This window comes from Thioclava sp. DLFJ5-1 (assembly GCF_002020115.1).
In the GTDB taxonomy this organism is placed as follows: domain Bacteria; phylum Pseudomonadota; class Alphaproteobacteria; order Rhodobacterales; family Rhodobacteraceae; genus Thioclava; species Thioclava sediminum.
In genome coordinates this window covers 1-19,865 of sequence record NZ_MPZU01000002.1, presented here as the reverse complement: position 1 = coordinate 19,865, position 19,865 = coordinate 1, and the positions used below count along the sequence as shown (strand labels likewise).

20 protein-coding genes are annotated in these 19,865 nt (G+C 65.0%); 8 read left to right on the top strand and 12 right to left on the bottom strand.

All coding sequences use genetic code 11. The annotated features are described in order from the left end of the window. Positions 1–32: 32 nt before the first annotated feature. Positions 33–1,112, top strand: a complete 1,080-nt coding sequence (locus tag BMI86_RS07460) for a type III polyketide synthase (RefSeq protein ID WP_078540488.1) — start codon at positions 33–35, stop codon at positions 1,110–1,112. Continuing rightward, complete coding sequence (locus BMI86_RS07455; protein WP_078540487.1) at positions 1,112–1,609, top strand: isoprenylcysteine carboxylmethyltransferase family protein; 498 nt, start codon at positions 1,112–1,114, stop codon at positions 1,607–1,609. Before BMI86_RS07460 ends, BMI86_RS07455 begins: the two co-directional genes overlap by 1 nt. 59 nt (positions 1,610–1,668) lie before the next feature. Here the strand turns inward: BMI86_RS07455 and BMI86_RS07450 are convergent, their stop codons facing one another. The 10 genes from BMI86_RS07450 to pcaD are packed head-to-tail and all read right to left on the bottom strand — an operon-like array spanning position 1,669 to position 10,422. After that, entirely contained in the window at positions 1,669–3,024 is a 1,356-nt protein-coding gene (locus BMI86_RS07450; RefSeq protein ID WP_078540486.1) for a TRAP transporter large permease subunit, read from the bottom strand. Beyond that, complete coding sequence (locus BMI86_RS07445) at positions 3,024–3,506, bottom strand: TRAP transporter small permease subunit (protein WP_075777036.1); 483 nt, start codon at positions 3,504–3,506, stop codon at positions 3,024–3,026. The genes BMI86_RS07450 and BMI86_RS07445 overlap by 1 nt, the downstream gene beginning before the upstream one ends. A gap of 20 nt (positions 3,507–3,526) precedes the next feature. Further along, positions 3,527–4,576, bottom strand: a complete 1,050-nt coding sequence (locus tag BMI86_RS07440) for a TRAP transporter substrate-binding protein (RefSeq protein WP_078540485.1) — start codon at positions 4,574–4,576, stop codon at positions 3,527–3,529. 47 nt (positions 4,577–4,623) lie between these two features. Further along, positions 4,624–5,793 (bottom strand): 4-hydroxybenzoate 3-monooxygenase, encoded by a 1,170-nt coding sequence (gene pobA, locus BMI86_RS07435; protein ID WP_078540484.1) that lies wholly within the window; start codon positions 5,791–5,793, stop codon positions 4,624–4,626. Next, the gene (locus BMI86_RS07430) at positions 5,790–7,109 is read right to left on the bottom strand and encodes a lyase family protein (protein WP_168173804.1); all 1,320 of its coding nucleotides are present in this window, start codon (positions 7,107–7,109) and stop codon (positions 5,790–5,792) included. The genes pobA and BMI86_RS07430 overlap by 4 nt, the downstream gene beginning before the upstream one ends. Continuing rightward, positions 7,106–7,948, bottom strand: coding sequence for a 3-keto-5-aminohexanoate cleavage protein (locus tag BMI86_RS07425; RefSeq protein ID WP_078540482.1), 843 nt, complete (start codon positions 7,946–7,948; stop codon positions 7,106–7,108). The genes BMI86_RS07430 and BMI86_RS07425 overlap by 4 nt, the downstream gene beginning before the upstream one ends. 3 nt (positions 7,949–7,951) lie before the next feature. Further along, the gene (pcaG, locus tag BMI86_RS07420; protein WP_143594734.1) at positions 7,952–8,551 is read right to left on the bottom strand and encodes a protocatechuate 3,4-dioxygenase subunit alpha; all 600 of its coding nucleotides are present in this window, start codon (positions 8,549–8,551) and stop codon (positions 7,952–7,954) included. Further along, positions 8,551–9,273 carry a protocatechuate 3,4-dioxygenase subunit beta gene (gene pcaH / locus BMI86_RS07415; RefSeq protein WP_078540481.1) on the bottom strand — a complete coding sequence of 241 codons (723 nt, stop codon included), beginning with the start codon at positions 9,271–9,273 and terminating at the stop codon, positions 8,551–8,553. Before pcaH ends, pcaG begins: the two co-directional genes overlap by 1 nt. Further along, complete coding sequence (pcaC, locus tag BMI86_RS07410; protein WP_098411280.1) at positions 9,270–9,620, bottom strand: 4-carboxymuconolactone decarboxylase; 351 nt, start codon at positions 9,618–9,620, stop codon at positions 9,270–9,272. Before pcaC ends, pcaH begins: the two co-directional genes overlap by 4 nt. 16 nt (positions 9,621–9,636) lie before the next feature. Next, on the bottom strand, positions 9,637–10,422 hold the full coding sequence (gene pcaD / locus BMI86_RS07405) for a 3-oxoadipate enol-lactonase (RefSeq protein WP_078540479.1): 786 nt from the start codon (positions 10,420–10,422) through the stop codon (positions 9,637–9,639). 76 nt (positions 10,423–10,498) lie between these two features. Here pcaD and BMI86_RS07400 point away from each other — a divergent pair, with 76 nt between their 5' ends. Then, positions 10,499–11,419 (top strand): LysR substrate-binding domain-containing protein, encoded by a 921-nt coding sequence (locus tag BMI86_RS07400; RefSeq protein ID WP_078540478.1) that lies wholly within the window; start codon positions 10,499–10,501, stop codon positions 11,417–11,419. Positions 11,420–11,466: 47 nt separating this feature from the next. On the opposite strand, the gene BMI86_RS07395 is transcribed toward BMI86_RS07400, so the two are convergent. Beyond that, positions 11,467–12,396 (bottom strand): hypothetical protein, encoded by a 930-nt coding sequence (locus BMI86_RS07395; RefSeq protein WP_078540477.1) that lies wholly within the window; start codon positions 12,394–12,396, stop codon positions 11,467–11,469. A 331-nt stretch (positions 12,397–12,727) separates the two neighbouring features. Here BMI86_RS07395 and BMI86_RS07390 point away from each other — a divergent pair, with 331 nt between their 5' ends. Together BMI86_RS07390 and BMI86_RS07385 are read left to right on the top strand one after the other, a co-directional pair. Continuing rightward, the gene (locus BMI86_RS07390; protein ID WP_078540476.1) at positions 12,728–13,573 is read left to right on the top strand and encodes a hypothetical protein; all 846 of its coding nucleotides are present in this window, start codon (positions 12,728–12,730) and stop codon (positions 13,571–13,573) included. A gap of 269 nt (positions 13,574–13,842) precedes the next feature. Beyond that, positions 13,843–14,055, top strand: a complete 213-nt coding sequence (locus tag BMI86_RS07385) for a hypothetical protein (protein ID WP_348638953.1) — start codon at positions 13,843–13,845, stop codon at positions 14,053–14,055. A 146-nt stretch (positions 14,056–14,201) separates the two neighbouring features. Here the strand turns inward: BMI86_RS07385 and BMI86_RS07380 are convergent, their stop codons facing one another. Next, the gene (locus BMI86_RS07380) at positions 14,202–15,098 is read right to left on the bottom strand and encodes a LysR family transcriptional regulator (RefSeq protein WP_078540475.1); all 897 of its coding nucleotides are present in this window, start codon (positions 15,096–15,098) and stop codon (positions 14,202–14,204) included. 144 nt (positions 15,099–15,242) lie between these two features. On the opposite strand from BMI86_RS07380, the gene BMI86_RS07375 reads away from it, so the two are divergent. From BMI86_RS07375 to BMI86_RS07365, 3 genes are read left to right on the top strand one after another with little or no spacing between them, the layout of a single operon-like run. Next, positions 15,243–16,472: an aromatic ring-hydroxylating dioxygenase subunit alpha gene (locus BMI86_RS07375; protein WP_078540474.1), complete on the top strand. Its 1,230-nt coding sequence runs from the start codon at positions 15,243–15,245 to the stop codon at positions 16,470–16,472. A gap of 4 nt (positions 16,473–16,476) precedes the next feature. Continuing rightward, the gene (locus BMI86_RS07370) at positions 16,477–17,547 is read left to right on the top strand and encodes a hybrid-cluster NAD(P)-dependent oxidoreductase (RefSeq protein WP_078540473.1); all 1,071 of its coding nucleotides are present in this window, start codon (positions 16,477–16,479) and stop codon (positions 17,545–17,547) included. Positions 17,548–17,588: 41 nt separating this feature from the next. Next, positions 17,589–19,625 (top strand): NADH:flavin oxidoreductase, encoded by a 2,037-nt coding sequence (locus BMI86_RS07365; protein ID WP_078540472.1) that lies wholly within the window; start codon positions 17,589–17,591, stop codon positions 19,623–19,625. The last annotated feature ends 240 nt before the right edge of the window (positions 19,626–19,865 follow it).

Below are 19,865 nucleotides of genomic sequence, written 5' to 3'. Positions count from 1 at the left end.
CCAGCATCAGCCTTCAGCGGAAAGGAATTGCCATGTCAGTTTTTCTCCACGGCCTCTCGACTGCGCTACCGCCGCATTGTCTCGCGCAGTCCGAGGTGCGTAAGCGCGCCGAGATCATCTTCGGCGAGACCTACCCGCAATTCGAGCGGCTCTCGAAGACCTTCGACACGGCCGGGATCGATCGGCGCTATTCGGTCGTGCCGATCGATTGGTTCTCGGAGCCGCACGGCTGGGCTGATCGCAACGCGGCTTTCATGGAGGGTGCGACGGCGCTGTTCGTCGACGCGGCGCAGGCGGCCCTCGACACTGCAGGCTGGCACGGATCCGAGGTCGATTGCGTGGTCACCGTCTGCTCGACCGGGCTCGCGACGCCCTCGCTCGAGGCGCAAGTTCTCGGCGAGATGGGATTTCGCAATGACATCATGCGGGTGCCGATTTTCGGTCTGGGCTGCGCGGGCGGCGTCTCGGGACTGTCGACGGCTCAATCCATCGCGGCGGGGCGTCCGGGGGCGAAGGTTCTGCTCGTCGTGGTCGAAACCTGCTCGCTGTCCTTCCGTGCGGACCGGATGCAGAAGGCCGATATCGTGGCGGCCGTGCTGTTTGCCGATGGCGCAGCGGCGGCCTGTATCAGCACCGAGGCGCCGGGCGCGGGTCAGGTGATCTCGCTCGGTCAGGGGCACCAGAAGACATGGCCCGACACGCTCGACGTCATGGGCTGGGACGTGGACGAGATCGGCTTCGGTGTGATCTTCGACCGCTCGATCCCGGGCTTCGTCACGTCTGAGTTCGCGGAGGCAGCCGATGGCGCGCTCAGGGCCGCGAACCTCGACCACGACGATATCGACCGCTACGTCTGCCACCCCGGCGGCGCGAAGGTCGTGGAGGCGATCGAAGGCGCGCTGCATCTGGAACAGGGCGTCCTGGATGCCGAACGCGCGGTGCTGCGCGAGGCTGGTAACATGTCGGCGCCGACGATGCTGTTCGTGATGCGCGCGGTGTTGGACGCGGGCAAGACCGGGCAGATGATGGGCTGCGCGCTGGGGCCGGGCTTTACCGCCTCCTTCCTGCCCTTCCATGTCGGCCCGGTCCAAAGCGAGAGGGAGGCCGCCTGATGGTCCTCCCGAGCCTCCTGTTTCTGGCTTTCATCGTCGTGCAACGGCTGAGCGAATTGGTGATCGCCAAGCGCAACACCGCCCGGCTTCTGGCGCGCGGGGCCCATGAGGTCGGCGCGTCGCATTACCCGGTGATGGTTGCGATGCACAGCGCGTGGATTTTCAGCCTGATCGTCTTCGGGCTCGGCCAGCCGGTCCACCTCGGCTGGCTCGCGATCTTCGCGGTCTTGCAGGTTCTGCGCGTCTGGATTCTCTCCAGCCTCGGCGCGCGCTGGACGACGCGGATCATCATCGTCGACGAGCCGCTGGTCGCGCGCGGGCCGTTCAAATACGTCTCGCATCCAAATTACATGCTGGTCGTGGCGGAGATTTTCGTGGCCCCGATGGTGCTGGGCCTGCTCTGGGTAGCCGTGCTGTTCACCGTTCTGAACGCGGCGATGCTCTGGGTGCGGATCGGGGTCGAACACAAGGCCCTCGCCCCGATGCGCGCGGGCTGAATGCGAAACGGGGGGCGAACTCGCCCCCCGTTCTATTTTATCCGTTCATCTCGGGCGGCTCAGCCGCCCAACACCCGTGGCAGCCACAGCGTCAGCGCCGGGAAGCCCAGCAGGAGCGCGACGCGCACCAGCTCGGACAGGAAGAACGGGAAGACACCGCGGAAAGTGGTGCCCATCGGCACGTTCTTCGCCAGCGCCGAGATCACGAAGACATTCATCCCCACCGGTGGCGTGATCAGCCCTAACTCCACCACGACAAGCGCGAGAATGCCGAACCAGACTTTCAGCTCGTCGGTCGAGAGGCCGAAGCCTGAGCCGTCCGCCATCTGATAGAGCCCGCCATTGATCTCGACCAGCACCGGCCAGAAGAAAGGCAGCACCAGCAGGATCATAGACATCGAGTCCATCAGACAGCCCAGCACGATCAGCGCGATCAGCAGGATCGCCATCACCATCATCGGCGGCAGGCCGGAATTCACCGCCATATCGGCAGCCGCCTGCGGCACCCCTGCCCGCGACATGAAGATCTTCAGAAGCTCGGCCCCCAGCAGGATCAGGTAGATCATGCCCGTGGTGCCCGCCGTCTCGAGGATCGACGAGCGCATCGCCTCGCGCGACATCAGCCCGCGGAAAAGCCCGTAGACGAAGACCGCGAAGACACCGATCGCGGCGGCGGGCGTCGGGTTGTAGAAGCCCGCATAGATGCCGCCGATCACCACGCCGAAGATACCCAGAACCGGCAGCACGCCGCGCGTGGCCGCCCAGAACTCTTCCTTGTCCGACACGCCCTGCGCGGGGCCCGCGCTCGGCACGAGGCGGACATAGATCGCGATGGTCATCAGGAACAGCACGACGGCGATCAGACCGGGGATCAGCGCAGCCATGAACATGGTGACGATATTGGCCTCCACGATCACCGCGTAGATCACGAGGATCACCGAGGGCGGGATCAGGATGCCCAGCACGCCGCCCGCCGCGACCGAGCCGGTCGCAAGTGCGGGCGAGTAGTTGTAGCGCTCCAGCTCCGGCAGGGCGACCTTGCCCATCGTCGAGGCGGTGGCGAGCGAAGACCCGCAGACCGCGCCGAAGCCCGCGCAGGCGGCGATCGAGGCCATCGCGGTGCCGCCGCGCATCCAGCCGAACCACGCATTGGCGGCACGGAACATATCGCGCGACAGGCCCGTCTTGGTCGCCAGCGCCCCCATCAGGACGAACATCGGAACGACCGAGAGGTCATAGATCGAGAACTGGCCGTAAGCGAGCGTCTTCAATTGGCTCAGCAGGATCGCCGGGCCGTTGATGATCGCGGTGCCGCCAGCGCCCACGAGGATCATCGCATAGGCGATGGGCACACGCATCACGATGAGCCCCACGAGAATGGCGAGGCCCAGCAGGCCGAGAGTAATCGGGTCCATCAGGCACGCCCCGTCCAGTTGTCCCGCAGGCTCAGCGCTGCGGCGATGAAAAGTAGCGCGAGCGAAGCAAGCGCGGGAAGGTAAGCCCACCAAACGGGGATCTGCAGGATCGTGGTGGCGAGCGAATAGGATTTCTGGTCAAGCATCCCGAAATACATCCGCCACAGCAGAAGCGCCGCGAAGCCCAGCGCCAGCACCGAGCCGATGGCCGAGAAGCGGCGCTGCACGGCGGCGCTCAGTTTCGAGGTGAAGATATCCGCCGTCACGTTCTGATCGGCGAGTTGGCAATAAGGCAGGAACATGAAGGCCGCGATGGCGACCCCCATCTCCGTCAGCTCGAAGTCTCCCGCGAAGGGCAGCCCGATAAAGCCGCCCAACACGGTCCAGACGTTTACGGCGACGATCGCTGCAAGCACCCCGCCTCCGGCGAGGGCCCAGGCATAGATCGCCTTGCGCAAGAAAGTCTCGGTTGCAGAATGCATGATCGTCGCCGCTCCGTTGGTTACTGGCTCGCCAGGTTCTTTTCTTCTTCAGCGGTCAGTTCGCGGGCTTCTTTCACCAGCGCCGGACCGTCGATGCCTTGGCCTTTCACCTCGTCTTCCCAACGGGTGACGACCGGCAGCATCGCATCCTTGAAGGCTTGGGTTTCATCGGCCGAGAGCGTGATCAGCTCGTTGCCATCCGCTTCGGCGGCCTTGATCCCGTTATTGTCGCTGGTGCGCCAGATATCACCGACCTGCTTCAGCCACTCCTCGTCGGAGGCCTTGCGGAACGCCGCTTTGACGTCATCGGGCAGGCTGTCCCATTTCGCCTTGTTCATCGACACCTGGAAGATCGAGGTGCCCAGACGCCAATGGTCCTGACCTTCGATCTGGTACTGGGTCTGCTGCTGCAGCTTCAGAGCGGGGATAATTTCCCACGGGATCAGCGCGCCGTCCACGACCTTCTTCGAGAGCGCCTGCGGCAGTTCCGGCACTGGCATCGCGACCGGCTGCGCGTTCAGCGCCTCGATCACCCAGGCCCCCGTGCGCGACGGCGTGCGCAGCTTCATGCCCTTCACGTCGGCGGGGCTGTGAACCGGGGTATCCACGGTGTGGATGCCGTTGCCCGCATGGGCGTGCAGGAACATCACTTCGAGGCCCTTGTCCTCGTATTCCTGCTTCAGCTCTTTGTCGAACATGTCGCGCATCGCGAGGTTGGTCGCGGCCGGGTCGTTGTTGAAGACGGTCGGCAGTTCGAACACCTCGGTGCGCGGGAAGAGACCGGGCGTGTAGCCGTTGAGCGTCCAGATCAGATCGACCACGCCGTCACGCGCCTGCTGCACCAGCTCGGGCGGGCGACCACCCAGCGTCATCGCCGGGTAGATGTCGATCTTGACCTTGCCGTTCGACAGCTCTTCGACGCGCTTGGCCCAGGGCTCCAGCATCTGCGTCTGCACCGGCGCTTTGGCGCCAAGGAAATGGTGCAGCTTGAGGGTGATCTCCTGAGCGAAGCTCCCGCTTGCCCAAAGCATGGCCGCGGCGCTAAGGCCCAGCAGTTTCGTAAATTTCATCGTTATTTCCTCCCTTTATGCCCCGCGCGCGGGGGCGGTTCGGCCTGTCAGTAAGGCAGGCCCACGTAGTTTTCGGCAAAGCTCTTGCGTGCGGTCTCCGACATCTGGAGATACTCGAACTCCGCGCGCTGCATCCGGCGCTCGAACGCACCCGTTTCCGGGAAATCATGCAGCATCGAGGTCATCCACCACGAGAAGCGCTCGCATTTCCAGACCCGCGACAGCGCCGTCTCGGAATAGGCGTCGAGCCCTTCGGACGTGCCGTGGTTGTAGAACCGATCGAAGGCGCGGTGCAAATAGTAGACGTCGGACGCCGCGAGGTTCAGACCCTTCGCGCCGGTCGGCGGCACGATATGGGCGCTGTCGCCCGCAAGGAACAGACGCCCGTGGCGCATCGGCTCGGAGACGAAACTGCGCAGCGGCGCGATCGACATCTCCAGCGGCTCGCCGGTGACCAGCGTCTCGGCCACATCGGCCGGGATGCGGGTGCGCAGCTCGTCCCAGAACCGCTCGGCGGGCCAGTCTTCCAGCTTCTCGCTCAGCGACACCTGCACGTAATAGCGGCTCAGCGTGGGCGAGCGCATCGAACACAGCGCAAAGCCCCGATCATGGGCCGCGTAGATCAGTTCGGGCGCGGCGGGCGGCGTCTCGGACAGAAGGCCGAGCCAGCCGAACGGATAGGCGCGCTCGAATTCCTGACGATGGCTTTCCGGGATCGCCTTGCGCGAAGGCCCGTGGAAGCCGTCGCAGCCTGCGACGAAATCGGCGGTCAGGGTCTTGGCCTCGCCCTCATGGGTGAAATGCACGGTGACGCCGTCGCCTTCGATGCCTTCGATCGCGGTCACCTCGGCCTCGTGCAGCACCGTACCGCCGCGCGCATCGCGGGCGGCATACAGGTCCTGCGTCACCTCGGTCTGGCCATAGACCATCACGCCGCGGCCGGTCAGATCCTTGATGTCGATATTGAGCCGCTCGTCGTGCCAAGAGATCTCGACGCCGTCATGAATCTCGCCCTGACGGTCCATCCGCGCGCCCACTTCGGCGGCGCGCAGTAGATCGACGGTGCCCTGTTCGAGCACCCCGGCCCGGATCCGCGACAGAACGTAATCGCGCGAGCGCCGTTCCAGCACGACGCTCTCGATCCCATGCAGGTCGAGCAATTGCGACAGCAGCAGCCCGGCCGGGCCCCCACCGATGATGGCGACTTGGGTCTTCATGCGTCTCCTCCGCAAAGGTCATTGCAGCGCTGCGCAAAAGCGCGCGCCTGCGCTGGGGCCTGCCCTGCCGCGAGAAGCGGATCGGTCAGGGTGTCCCCGTCGAGTTCGGGATGGGCGGCCAGCAGTGCGGCCGCCGGATCGGGTGTGGCCATCGCCTCTTGCACCGCGGCCTTCGCCGCGTTGCGCGGCAGCGTCTTAGCCAGCGTGAAAATCGCGCGCTCGGCATAGGGGCCGAAGCCCGCCGCTTCGAGATTGGCGCGCATCCGGGGCGCGTCGGCCTGGAGGCCATCCAGCATCTCTCCGGCAAGACGCAACGACGCGCCGCAGGCCACGAGGATCGGGCGCAGGCTCATCCATTCCAGCGCCCAGGCGGCGCCGTCGCGGAACTGACCATGCAGTGTGGATTCGAAAAGGCTGACCTGCAGATGCGCGGCGTGACGCGCCAGCGCCACCAGCGCCTCTGCGGCCACGGGGTTCGATTTATGCGGCATGGTGGACGAGCCCCCGCCCGCGATCCGCACCTCGTTGATGCCCGATTGGGCGAGCGTCACGACATCGGTGCCGATTTTGCCCAGCGAGCCGGTCAGCAGAACCGCCTGCGCCCCGGTCGCGGCCATCGCGTCGCGGCGGCTGTGCCACGGTTGATCCTCGGCCTGCTGGCCCAGCGCCGCGGCCATGCGATTGCGCACCGCCTGCGCCTTGTCGCCCAGCGCCGCATCCGTGCCGACCGCGCCATGCAGAGAGATCCGGCTCACGCCTTGCATCACGGCCATGCGCGCCGTCGCATCGATCAGCGGCTGCCCCCAGGACGCGACCAGCGCGCCGAAGGTCACCGGCAGGCCGATCTGGCTGCGGGTGCGCCCGGCCATCACGGTCTCCGCTTCGCGCCCGGCCAGTACGCCGGTCGCGCAGATCACGCGCCGCAGCCGCGCCGCGATCACTGTAAGCGCCTGCGTCGTCACAAGCGCCGTCGCGCTGTCGATGATGTCTTGCGAGGTCGCCCCCCAATGGAGCGCCTGCCCCGCCTCTTCCGACAGCTTGGCGCGCAGATCGCTCAGCAGCGCGGGAACCGGTACGCCATCGCGCGCAGCTCCTGCGGCCAGTGTCGCCGGATCGGGTTGATAGCCGGTCAACTGCTGCGCGATCTCGGCAGCCGCACTCTCGGACACGACCCCCTCGGCCGCACAGGCCTCGGCCAATGCCACCTCGACACGCACCATTGCAGCCAACAGCGCAGCATCGCCAAGCATCGCACCCAGTTCCGGATCGCCGTAGAGACCGGACCAGAGCGGGCTGTCGAGGGGCGACAGGCTCATGCGGCCCCCTTCATCGGCAGCGCGAGGATCTCGCGCGCCTGCTGCCATGTGGCGACCGGACGGCCAGCCTTTTCGCACAGATCGACCGTGCGCTGAACCAGCGCCGCATTCGACGGCGCGAGGGTCTCGCGATCCAGCCGGATATTGTCCTCCAGCCCGGTGCGGCAATGCCCGCCGGTCTCGATGCACCACTGGTTGATCACCACCTGCCCCGGCCCGACGCCCGCCGCGCACCATGTCGCCTCGGGCAGCACCCGCGCACGGGTCTCACGCATGAAATCGAACGCCGCGCGGTCGACCGGCATCGCGTTCTTCACCCCCATCACGAATTGCACATGGACATTCGCGGGCAGCCGCCCGTCGCCGACCAGTTTCGCGGCCTGAAAGATGTGGCTGAGATCGAAGCATTCGATCTCGGGGCGCACGTCGTAGGTCTTCATCTCGGAGGCCAGCCAGTCGACCAGATCCGGCGGGTTCTCATAGACCCGCGTCGGGAAGTTGTTCGACCCGACCGAGAGCGAGGCCATGTCGGGCCGCAAGGGCAGCATCCCGCCGCGCGTCTTGCCCGCGCCGGACCGGCCGCCGGTGGAGAGCTGAACAATCATGCCGGGGCAATGCTGGTGCAGCCCCTCCATCAGCCGCGCGAAGCGGTCGGGGTCGGAACTGGGCGAGCCGTCCTCGTTGCGCACATGGCAATGCGCAATGGTCGCGCCCGCCTCGAACGCGGCCTGCGTCGACTCGATCTGCTCGGAGATCGTGATCGGCACAGCGGGGTTGTCGGATTGCTGCGGCACGGAGCCGGTGATCGCGACACAGATGATGCAAGGGTCCTGGGTCATGGCTCAGATATCGAAGAAGACGGTTTCGCCTGCGCCTTGCAGACGGATTTCGAAGCGGTATGCGCCCGGGCCGGTCGCTTCGGCGACCATCGTGGCGATCCGGTCGCGATGCTCGATCCGCGCCAGAAGCGGGTCGCCCGACAGATCGTCCTCGGGGAAATACATCCGGGTGTGCAGCCCGTGATTGATCCCGCGCGCGAAAATCCAGAAGGAGATATGCGGCGGCGCCTCGCGCCCTCCCGAAAGCGCAATGGCGCCGGGCTTGATCGTCTCGAAAGTGATCTCGCCGGTGGTGAAATCGGCGGGCATGCGACCGAAACCCGAGACAGCCGGGTCGGCCCCCTCCTGCCCCGGATAGATACCGGCGGCATCGGCCTGCCAGGTCTCGACCAGACAATCGCGCAGCGGCAGATCGCCCCCGTCAACGACGCGGCAGGTGATCTTGATCCGGTCGCCTTTCGCCTCCGGCCCGGCGATCTCGCGGCCCAGCGTCTCGAAGGGCACATCCTCGATGCCGCAGGCCTCGGGGGCGAGACCGATATGGACGTAAGGCCCTGCCGTTTGCGAAGGCGTCAGGATCGGCTTGTCGAATTTCTGCACCATCACAATCCCTCCGGGCGGTTTTCGAAATGGGTCTGGCGGTGGCCGCGCAGCACGATGTCGAAGCGGTAGGCAATCGCGTCCATCGGTTTCGTCTCGCTCATGTCGAGCGCCGCCACGAGCCGGTCGAGCGCCGCCTTGTCGGGGATCGTCTGTGCGATCGGGCAGCGCGCGATCAGGGGATCGCCCTCGAAATACATCTGGGAGATCAGGCGCTGGCCGAAGCTGTGGCCGAAGATCGAGAAGTGGATATGGGCCGGGCGCCATTCGTTCGGACCGTTGGGCCACGGATAGGCGCCGGGCTTCACGGTACGGAACGCGTAGGAGCCGTCTTCGCCCGTGATCGTGCGCCCGCAGCCGCCGAAATCGGGATCGAGCGCCGCCAGATAGCCGTCTTTCTTGTGGCGGTAACGCCCGCCCGCATTGGCCTGCCAGATCTCGATCAGCGCGTTCGGGATCGGACGGTTGTTCTCGTCCAGAAGCCGACCGTGCACGATGATCCGCTCGCCGATGGCACTCGTGCCGGGGCGGGCATAGTTCAGCAGCAGGTCGTTATCGAGCGCGCCGAGCTTCACATGACCGAAGGTCGGGCCGGTCTCCTCGCTGGGCGAGCTGTCGAAAGCGATCAGCGCGCGCTGCGGGCTGCGCAGCACCGAGGTCTTGTAGGCTGGCGTGAAGAGAGGCGGATGGATACCGGCCTCGCGGGGGATCAAACGACCGGTCATTGGCCCATCTCCTTCAGCGTTTCCTTGATGATCTTGATCGCGTGATTGGCGCGCGGCACGCCCGCGTAGACCGCGACATGCAACATCGCTTCGCGCAGGTCCTCAGGCGAGGCGCCCGTGTTGGCGGTGGCGCGGGTATGCATCGCGATCTCCTCGTGATTGCCCTGCGCCGCCAGAAGCGCGATCGTCACGATGGAGCGTTCACGCGGCGTCAGGTCGGGCCGCGACCAGACCGAGCCCCAGGCGCCCTCGGTGATGAATTCCTGAAACGGTGCGTCGAACTCGGTCTTGCCCGCATCGGCGCGGTCGACATGGGCGTCGCCCAAGACGCGACGGCGCGTTTCCATCCCTGCTTCATATCGCTCAGACACGCTCATGCTCCTTCAGAAATTCAGTGATGAGGCGCGCCACCTGCTCGGGCGCCTCGATTGCGGGAATATGCCCCGCGCCTTCAATCAATTCGGCCCGCGCGCCGGGAATGGCGGCGGCCATCTCCATGACCTGCTCGGGCGGGGTCGCGCCGTCATGGCTGCCCGCGATCACCAGCGTCGGGGCGGAAATCTCGGGCAGCGCGTCGCGCAGATCGGCCCCGGCGAGCGCCGCGCAGCAATTCGCATAGCCCTTCGCATCGGTGCGCGCGACCGCCGTCACCCAGAGCGCACAATCGGGATGGGCGCGGAAGGTGGGGCCGAACCAGCGCTCGATCACGCCTTGCGCCATCGCAGGCAGGCCCTGAGTTTCCACGGTGGCGATCCGCTCGGCCCAGCTTTCTTCGGTGCCGATCTTGGCGGCGGTGTTGCTGAGAACCAGCGCACGCACGCGCTCGGGGGCGATCCGCGCGATCTCCTGCGCGATCATGCCGCCGATCGAACAGCCGACGAAAACCGCTGCTTCGATGCCCAGATGATCGGCCACCGCCAGCGCATCGCGCGCCAGATCGGTGATCGTGGGGGCGGCGTCAGAGGTCGCGCTCAGCCCGTGGCCGCGCTTGTCCATGCGCACCAGACGATAGCCGGAGAGCGGGGCGACAAGCCCATCCCACATCCGCAGATCGGTGCCCAGCGAGTTCAGACATATAACCGGAACGCCCTGTGCCACACCGTCTTCGCGGTAATGGATATGCCCCCAGTCGCAAATAAGTGCGTGCATCCTCTTCCTCCCGCCATAATCTTTTCTGAAGTTTTCGCTTGAGCCAAATATAAAATGCACGTTAATCCATAACCCCATGGCTATGCATAAAGGTCTCAAGCTGCGGCACATCCGCGCCTTTCTCGACACGATCGAGGCAGGCGGCGTGTCGGCTGCGGCGCGTAAACAGGGGATTTCACAGCCTGCCCTGTCGAAAACCCTTTCCGAGATGGAGGCCATGCTGGGCGGCGCGCTGCTGGAGCGGCGCGGGCGGCGGCTGACGGTGACGCCTGCGGGCGAGGCGTTTCGCCGCCATGCGATTCAGGCGTTGCAGGAACTGGAAGCCGGGGCGGCCGCGCTGAGCGGCGACGGGATCGGCGACGTGATCAATGTGGGCGCGCTGCCGACGGTGGCGGGGTCTATCTTCCCGGGCGTGGCGCTCGACTTCAGCCGCGCCCATCCGGGCACGCGGCTCTCGATCAGCACCGGGCCGAACCTGTATCTGCTCGACCGGATCCGCTCGGGCGCGCTGGACCTGATGATCGGGCGGATGCCGGCGGCGGGCGACATGCCGGGGCTGCGCTTCGATTTCCTCTATGAGGAAGAGGTCATTCTGGCGGCGCGCGCGGGCCATCCCTTCGCGAACAGCCCCGCCCCCGAGGCGCTGCGCCAATGCGACGTGATCCTGCCCACGCGCGGCGCGATCATCCGGCGCATCGTCGACGATTATCTGGGCGCGCAGGGCATCACCGAGCCGCGCTGCCCGATCGAGACCGTCTCGCTCGCGACCGGGCTCGGGCTTTTGGAAGGGTCGGACATGCTGTGGTTCATCTCGCGCGGCGTGGTGGCGCGCGAACTGGCCTCGGGGCTTTTGGCGAGCCTGCCGCTGGGCGCGCAGTTCATGTCGGGCGCGGTCGGGCTGACGATGAAGCACGAGATGACCGAACGCCCCGAGGTCGCCCGGCTGACCGCGATGATGCATGAGGCCGCCCGGCTGCGCGAGGCGACAACACGCTGAGGCGCGGGCAAGCCGCCCTGCCCCGGCGTATTACACCTCAAAAGGAGTTATGATCCGGGCGAGGTCGCCGCAGCGCGCGCCTGTCTTTGCGCTTGCCTGCGCGCCTTGAAGGCCGCGACCAGACGCGGGATGCGATGTTCCTTGCCGCGGCTGGCGAGATGGTCCTCCATCACCTTGCGGTAAAGGTAGATATCCTTGCGGCCTCGGGTCGACCGATAATACCAATCCTCGCTCAGCTCGCCCGTGACCGCGCGCGCGATGACCGCCTTCAGAAGCTCCATCCGGCGCAGCACCAGCGCCGTCTTGTGCCCCTGCCCGAACGCCTTGAGCAGCGTGACGTTATCGCGCGGCAGACGCCCGACCTGTCGCATATCCTCTTGCAGGAACGGATCGCAGACCACCCAGACCTTGGCCGCGGCACCGCTATGCTCCGCCGCATCCGAGCGCGGCAGCGACCAGTCCTGATCGCGCCCACGGGCAAAGCGCCGCTCCCACGGGACCAGATCGCGCGCGAGCGTCGTCTGCGGGCTGAAGGCCACCACCTCGCAGCCCGGCGCCAGATCGGCGAAGGCCAGCGCGCCGAAGCCGCCCATCGAGGTGCCCGTCATCACGACCCGTGCGTATCCTTCGAAAAAGCCCTGATCACGCAATGCCTCCATCCGGGCGATCAGCCGCGCGTCGCGAAACCATGTCGGGCCCTGCGCCACCACGCCCAGATGGCTCCAGCCATTGTCGCGGATGAATTTCTCGGCCCAGGGCCGGATGTCGTAGCCGGGATAGCCCGCATCCGAGAGGTTATCGAACGTCACGACCAGCGTGGCCGGGTCGCGCGCGACATGGATCAGCGCATGAGCCCCGAGCTTTTCATAGAACCCGTCGCGGGGACCTGCGGGAAAAATCTCGCGATACCAATCGGGCAGCTTCTCCTCGAGCCCGGTTTCGCCCCCTGCGGCGTCGTCTTCGAAATCATCGGCCATCGAGATCGCTTTTTCCTGCTCGGGATCGATTGAGGTCTGACATTTTTTCTTGCGCCGATCAATTACATACGGATGGTTTGGTGCTATCGTCACGGCGAAGGCGAGATAAGAAAAACCAAAGAGATCGGGCACATTTATGGCAACAGGGAAGCGGAGCGCAGAATGTGGCCTGAGCCGCAGGATGCGGAATGGATCGACCCCGTCATATTGTGAACGAGATTTCGTGCATTCTCGCCCCCGTTGGACGCTCGACACCTCCACCGGACATACCGGACACCGCCCCCACGCAGCCTGACCGCCGCGAAAGACCTTCCCAATCAGGAGCCTTCCCTTGTCCCAACTGCCGACGATCGCGACCCTGTGGATCGGAGACCGCCTGTCCTGGCTCGAACAGCTGAGCCTGAAATCCTTCGTCGATGCGGGCCATGACACGCTGCTCTATTGCTACAACCTGATCCCGAACGCCCCGCCCGGCGTGACCCTGCGCGATGCGCGCGACATCTTTCCGGGCGACGAGATCATCCGCCACAAGCGCACCGGAAGCCCCGCGATCCATGCCGATCTGTGGCGCCTGCATCTGATGGAGAAGACCGATTACATCTGGGTCGATGCCGATGTGCTTTGCGTGAAACCCTTCGATTTCAAAGATGATTACGTGTTCGGGCTGGAGAAGCCGCACCTGATCTGCAACGCGGTGATGCGCCTGCCCGCGGAGTCGCAGACGCTGCGCGGGCTGCTGGATTTCGTGGCCGATCCCTACGCAATCGGGCCATGGCTGAAGGAAGAGCAGCAAGAGGAACTGCGCGCGGCCCGCGACCGCGGCGAACCGGTGCATTTCTCGGAGCAGGAATGGGGGCTGACCGGCCCTGCCGCGTTGAGCCACTTCCTGCGCGAGACCGGCGAATGGGACCATGCGCTCTCGCAACAGGCCTTCTATCCGATCCCGTTCAAGAACCGGAACAAGATGATCATGTCGCGCTTCGACGTGGAGACGGATTTCCTGACCGACGACACATATGCGGTGCATATGTGGGCACGCCGGATGAAGCCCCGTCTGGAAGAGGCAGAGAACAACCGCCCGCGGCGCGGCAGCTACATGCACAAGGCGTTGCAGAAACACGGGATTGATCCGTCCGGGGCCCCGATCCCGCCCAAGGTGAAACCCGTAGACGCCTGAGACGGCTGGGTCTCCGGCACTCGACGCGGGGTGCGAAAGCGCAGTCCCTGCCCGCGCCCAGCCTTGACCTCGACGTTCCACTGACCCATCTTTTGCTCAGATGCAGGTCACACTGAACGCCCGAGTGCTCGAACCTGCATCCAGATGATGTTAGCCTGCTGTTTCATTGACCCGGCTTGCAGCCACAGACAATCCGCCTTTGCTGTTCAGCCCGGAGGAGGTCCGCCATCAGCGCTCAGATACTTGCTGCAGTGATACTTTTGCCCTTCGTGTTCGTCGCTCTCTACGCGGGCATTCACGAGTTTCTCCGGTTCAGATCGGAGGGACGCGCGAACTACGGTCTGATCTTCGATGAAGAGACGGGAACCTCCTACGTGACCGGCATCGCGGAAGAAGAGGACGCGTTCGACCCTGACGACTTCGACCCCAACGACTACAACGATCCCGAAGTCGCCGGGGAACCGGATGAGAGCAAAGCCTGACTATTGCGGCCTGTGAGCCTTCTTTGTCGGCGCGACCGCTCACGGGGACAGGCACCTTCACACCCTTTCGCGCCTGAGCGCTTAGGGACGTGGCAAATGCCTGTGCGATGCGTTCGACGCGAGCAAACCCTCGCGACGGTCTCCAGTCAGCCATCCGCCTGCGTGACGCTCTGCGCAACCAGCCAGTCGCGGAATTTCTTCGCCTTTGCAGACGCGCGGCGGTGAACCTTGATGTAGAAGCACTGTGGCGACACCACGCTTTCTGACCCGAGCGCGACGAGCTCTCCGGCGTCGATCAGGTGGCCGACCAGACCGTCCCAACCAAGCAGAGCCCCGACACCCTCCTTCGCCATCTGCAGCCCGATCATGTAGTTGTTGACGGTGATCCGTTTGCCGGTCGGCTGCGGAGCGCCGAGCTCGGACAGCCAATCGGGCCATTCGGTCCAACGATGGCGCTCACGCGTGATGTGGATCAGCGGGACGCGGTGCAAGTCATGCGCGGAGGTGATGGCATAGCGCGCAGCAAAAGCCTCCGAGCCCACCGCGCAGATACGGTCCTGAAAAAGCTGCGTGCAGCTTTCGTCCCCCTCGGGAAACTCGCCGTAATGCAAGCTGAGATCGACGGTCGCCTCTAAATCCACCGCGTCGCTCACGATCTGCGAGACGTTGATATCGGAATGGTTCAGCCAGAATTCCGTCAGTTTGGGAGTGAGCCACAAAGAACTGACCGCGGTCGAGGCGAGCACCATCACGTCGTCCTCCGCGACAGGCCCGCGCATATCCCTCACCACGTCGGATATGGCTTCAAAGCTGCGCTGCACGGCGTTGAACAGATAGGCCCCCGCCTCGGTCAATTCGACGCCGCGATGCTGGCGGCGGAAAAGCTGCTGACCAAGCTCCGTCTCGAGCGCCCGAATCTGATGGCTGACGGCCGTCGGGGTCACGTTCAGCTCTGACGCCGCCGCCTTGAAGCTTAATTTTCGGGCAGCAGCCTCGAAACAATTCAGTGAGCTAAGCGAGGGAAGATCATAGGGGCGCTGCATGATGTCGGTTTCGAACCATTCCGTGTCGAAATACGTCTTAGGTGAGCTGAACTCACCCGGGATGAATATTTATGACGTTGAGAGGGACGAAAAAGCAAATTTGAAATGAGGTGAAATCACGCTTGGATAGGAAAGGCCGCGCCCGTGACACCTCCTCTTGCCGATCTGCTCGCACATCGCAAACCCGGATATTCGCTCGACCGAGCCTTCTATACCGACCCGGGCATCTTCGAGGAGGATCTCGAGCATATCTACTACCGCGAGTGGCTTTATGCGATCCCGGCCTGTCAGCTGGTCAAGACCGGCGACTACGCGCGCCTGAAGATCGGGGCTTATGACGTCATTCTGGTCAAGGGCAGCGATGGCGAGATTCGGGGCTTTCACAACACCTGCCGCCACCGCGGCTCGATCCTGTGCAAGGCCTCCGCGGGCCGCGTCGCCAAGCTCGTCTGCCCCTATCACCAATGGACCTACGATCTGGACGGCAGCCTGCTCTGGGCGCGCGAGATGGGGCCGGAGTTCGACCCGAAAGAGCATCGCCTCCATGCCGTTCAGACCCGCGATCTCTGCGGCCTGATCTATATCTGTCTGGCCGACGACGCCCCGGATTTCGAAGCCTTCGCCGCGATGGCGCGCCCCTATCTGGAGGTCCACGACCTGCACCGGGGCAAGTTCGCCTTCACCTCGTCGATCATCGAGGAAGGCAACTGGAAGCTGGTCTGGGAGAACAACCGCGAGTGCTATCACTGCTCGAGCAACCACCCCGAGCTGTGTAACTCCTTCCCGCTCGACCCGGAGGTCGCGGGCGTCTCCGCCGATGGTTCGATCTCGGCCCGGCTTCAGGGGCATTTCGACCGCTGCGAGGCGGCGGGCGCGCCTGCGCAATTCCGTCTCGGCGGTCAGGGGCAATACCGTCTGGCGCGGATGCCGCTGCAGGACAATGCCGTCAGCTACACGATGGACGGTCAGGCGGCGGTGCGCCGTCCCCTCGGCCGCGTCGCCCTGCCCGATGCGGGATCGCTTCTGAAATTCCACTACCCGTCGACCTGGAACCACTTCCTGCCCGACATCACGCTGACCTTCCGGGTCATGCCGATCAGCCCCACGCAAACCGAGGTGACGACCTGCTGGATCGTGGATCGCGATGCGGTCGAGGGGGTGGATTACGATCTGCAGCGCCTGACCGAAGTCTGGATCGCCACCAACGATCAGGACCGCGAGATCGTCGAGGACAACCAGCGCGGCATCAACTCTCCCGCCTATACGCCGGGCCCCTACAGCCCGGACTGGGAGTCCGGCGTGATCCAGTTCGTCGACTGGTATGCCGACACCATGACCCGCGCGCTTGCCCCGCGCAGCGTCGCGGCGGAGTAGGCTCATGGCTGCAAATGCTCAACCGCTCCTTCAGTTCTGGACCGATGACGAACCGCTGGAATGCGTCAACTTCCTGCCCGAAGCCCCGAATACGGCGAGCTTCACCTTTCGACCGCCCTCGGGGGCGCTGTTCCACTTCAACGCCGGGCAGTTCGTGACGCTGGAATTGCCGGTGGCGGGCGGCCCGCTGCACCGGACCTTCACGATCTCCTCCTCGCCGTCGCGCCCCACCTCGCTCACCGTCACGGTGAAGGCGCAGCCGGACTCGCTCGGCACGCGCTGGATGCTCGACAATCTGCGCCCCGGCATGCGGATCAAGGCCTTGGGACCGGCGGGGATGTTCTCGAACGTCGTCCATCCGGCGTCGAAATACCTGTTCATCTCGGCAGGCTCCGGCATCACCCCGATGATGTCGATGACGACGCAGCTCTATGATGCGGGCAGCGACCCGGACATCGTTTTCATCAACTGCGCGCGCCGTCCGTCGGAGATCATCTTCCGCGAACGGCTGGAGCATATGGCCTCGCGCCTGCCGGGGATCGCGCTGACCTGGGTGGTCGAGGAACAGGATCGCTACGCGCCCTGGACCGGGATCAAGGGGCAGCTGAACCAGCTCATCCTCGGCCTCGCAGCCCCCGATTATCTCGAGCGCGAGGTGTTCTGCTGCGGCCCCGAGCCTTTCATGCGCGCGGTGCGCGAGGCGCTGACGGGTTTGGGGTTCGACATGGACCACTACCATCAGGAGAGCTTCAACGCACCGATCGCCGATCGCCCGGTCGAGCCCGAAGACGACGTGACCCCCGACGAGGATGCCGCCGTCGAGGTCACCTTCGCCAAATCCGGCAAGACCGCGAAGATCAAGGAGACCGAAACCCTGCTGGCCGCCGCGAAAGCTGCGGGCGTGCCGCTTCCTTCGGGTTGCACCTTCGGGGTCTGCGGCACCTGCAAGATCAAGACCAAGGGCGGTCAGGTCCACATGGTCCACAACGGCGGCATCACCGATGACGAGATCGAGGAAGGCTACGTTCTCGCCTGCTGCTCGAACCCGATCGGCGACGTCTCGATCGACGCCTGACAGCCCCCTGCCCTCAAGACCCGACCTCTAGGAGTCCGCCCATGTCCAGTGATCCGCTTCTGCAGCCCTATCAGCTCAAGCATCTGACGCTGAAGAACCGCCTGATGATCACGAGCCACGAGCCCGCCTACCCCGAGGACGGGATGCCCAAGGATCGCTACCGCGCCTATCACGTCGAGCGGGCGCGCGCGGGCGTGGCGCTGACGATGACCGCGGGTTCCGCTTCTGTTGCCCGCGACAGCCCGCCGGTCTTCAACAACATCCTTGCATGGAAGGACGAGGTCGTCGGCTGGATGAAAGAGCTGACGGATGCCTGCCACGAGCACGATTGCGCCGTGATGATCCAGCTGACCCATCTCGGGCGCCGCACCCGCTGGGACAAGGCCGACTGGCTTCCGGTCGTCTCGTCGAGCCATGAGCGCGAGGCCTCGCACAAGGCCTTCCCGAAAAAGGCCGAGGATTGGGACATCGCGCGCATCATCGAGGACTACGCCGACGCCGCCGAACGGATGAAAGCGGCAGGGCTCGACGGGATCGAGCTGCAAGCCTATGGCCACCTGATGGATCAGTTCTGGTCACCTCTGACCAACGATCTGGACGCCCCCTATGGCGGCAGCCTCGAGAACCGTCTGCGCTTCACCTTCGACACGCTCAAGGCGATCCGCGCGCGGGTGGGCGACGAGTTCATCGTCGGCGTGCGCTACACCGGCGACGAGGACCTGCCCGGCGGCATCACCCGCGAAGAGGGGCTGGAAATCTCGCAGCGTCTGAAAGACAGCGGCATGGTCGATTTCCTCAACGTGGTGAAGGGCCATATCGACACCGATGCGGGCCTGACCGACGTGATCCCGGTGCAGGGCATGCGCAGCGCACCGCATCTCGATTTCGCCGGCGAGATCCGCGCCGCCACCAAGTTCCCGACCTTCCACGCCGCAAAGATTCAGGATGTCGCCACCGCGCGCCACGCGATCGCGGAGGGCAAGCTCGACATGGTCGGCATGACCCGCGCCCATATGGCCGACCCGCATATCGTCGCCAAGATCCTGCGCGGCGAGGAAGAACGTATCCGCCCCTGCGTCGGCGCGAATTACTGCCTCGACCGGATTTATCAGGGCGGCATGGCGCTGTGCCTGCACAACCCCTCGACCGGGCGCGAGTTGGAAGTCCCCCATGAGATCGCCAAGGCCGAAGCAAAGCGCCGCGTGGTCATCGTCGGGGCCGGTCCGGCGGGGCTCGAGGCCGCCCGGGTCGCTGCGGAACGCGGCCATGAGGTCATCGTGCACGAGGCCGCCAACAATCCCGGCGGACAGGTGCGCCTGACCGCGCAATCCAAGCGCCGCCACGAGATGATCCAGCTGATCCAGTGGCGTTTCGCGGAATGCGAGCGTCTCGGTGTGAGCTTCCGGTTCAACAGCTATGCCGACGCGGACACCATCCGCGCAGAACAGCCCGATGTCGTCGTGATCGCGACCGGCGGCCTGCCGCATACCGAGGTGCTGGACGCAGGCGACGATCTTGTCGTCTCGTCCTGGGACATCCTGTCGGGCGACGCCCGCCCCGGCAGCAACGTGCTGATCTATGACGACGCTGGCGACTACGCCGCCCTGCAGGCTGCCGAAACCCTCGCGGCCAGCGGGGCCAAGGTCGAGGTCATGACGCGCGACCGCAATTTCTCCTCGGAAGTTATGGCAATGTCCCTGACCCCGTCTTTGCGCGAATTGCAGGCCCGCGACGTGACCTTCACCGTGCTTTGGAAACTGACGGGCGTGGCGAAGGACGGAAACGGCTTGGTCGCGCGCGTCGGCAGCGATTATGGAACCTTCACCCGCGAGCGGCATGTCGATCAGGTCGTCGTCAATCACGGCACCCGCCCGCTCGACGACATCTATTTCGACCTCCGCGAAGACGCGACCAATCAGGGCGAAGTCGATTACGAAGCCCTGATCGCCGGCCAGCCGCAAACGGTCACGCGAAATCCCAGCGGCGCCTATCAGCTCTTCCGCATCGGCGACGCCGTCGCCGCGCGCAACACCCATGCGGCAATCTACGACGCCCTGCGACTGATGCGCACGGTCTGATTGTGATTTCAAGCGAGTGGTGCGCTTCAGTCTCCCACGACACGGGAGCCTGGGGCGTGTTGCGCTGGTTGCGGTCAGTGCAGGGGTGAAGTCTGCAGCAAGGCCACCTCAAACGCAAAATGCCTCGCGTGTAGCGAGGCTAGGCGTTTGATATGCTTTAGAAGATTTGGTTGCGGGAGTAGGATTTGAACCTACGACCTTCAGGTTATGAGCCTGACGAGCTACCGGGCTGCTCCATCC

Bases quoted from the DNA above. Each gene is read 5' to 3' on its own strand.
- pobA (WP_078540484.1), bottom strand. From the start codon at position 5,793: ATGAAGACCCAAGTCGCCATCATCGGTGGGGGCCCGGCCGGGCTGCTG.
- BMI86_RS07455 (WP_078540487.1), top strand. From the start codon at position 1,112: ATGGTCCTCCCGAGCCTCCTGTTTCTGGCTTTCATCGTCGTGCAACGG.
- pcaG (WP_143594734.1), bottom strand. From the start codon at position 8,551: ATGGTGCAGAAATTCGACAAGCCGATCCTGACGCCTTCGCAAACGGCA.
- BMI86_RS07440 (WP_078540485.1), bottom strand. From the start codon at position 4,576: ATGAAATTTACGAAACTGCTGGGCCTTAGCGCCGCGGCCATGCTTTGG.
- pcaD (WP_078540479.1), bottom strand. From the start codon at position 10,422: ATGCACGCACTTATTTGCGACTGGGGGCATATCCATTACCGCGAAGAC.
- BMI86_RS07425 (WP_078540482.1), bottom strand. From the start codon at position 7,948: ATGACCCAGGACCCTTGCATCATCTGTGTCGCGATCACCGGCTCCGTG.
- BMI86_RS07365 (WP_078540472.1), top strand. From the start codon at position 17,589: ATGTCCAGTGATCCGCTTCTGCAGCCCTATCAGCTCAAGCATCTGACG.
- pcaC (WP_098411280.1), bottom strand. From the start codon at position 9,620: ATGGAAACGCGCCGTCGCGTCTTGGGCGACGCCCATGTCGACCGCGCC.
- BMI86_RS07380 (WP_078540475.1), bottom strand. From the start codon at position 15,098: ATGCAGCGCCCCTATGATCTTCCCTCGCTTAGCTCACTGAATTGTTTC.
- BMI86_RS07430 (WP_168173804.1), bottom strand. From the start codon at position 7,109: ATGAGCCTGTCGCCCCTCGACAGCCCGCTCTGGTCCGGTCTCTACGGC.
- pcaH (WP_078540481.1), bottom strand. From the start codon at position 9,273: ATGACCGGTCGTTTGATCCCCCGCGAGGCCGGTATCCATCCGCCTCTC.
- BMI86_RS07460 (WP_078540488.1), top strand. From the start codon at position 33: ATGTCAGTTTTTCTCCACGGCCTCTCGACTGCGCTACCGCCGCATTGT.
- BMI86_RS07400 (WP_078540478.1), top strand. From the start codon at position 10,499: ATGGCTATGCATAAAGGTCTCAAGCTGCGGCACATCCGCGCCTTTCTC.
- BMI86_RS07450 (WP_078540486.1), bottom strand. From the start codon at position 3,024: ATGGACCCGATTACTCTCGGCCTGCTGGGCCTCGCCATTCTCGTGGGG.
- BMI86_RS07445 (WP_075777036.1), bottom strand. From the start codon at position 3,506: ATGCATTCTGCAACCGAGACTTTCTTGCGCAAGGCGATCTATGCCTGG.
- BMI86_RS07370 (WP_078540473.1), top strand. From the start codon at position 16,477: ATGGCTGCAAATGCTCAACCGCTCCTTCAGTTCTGGACCGATGACGAA.
- BMI86_RS07395 (WP_078540477.1), bottom strand. From the start codon at position 12,396: ATGGCCGATGATTTCGAAGACGACGCCGCAGGGGGCGAAACCGGGCTC.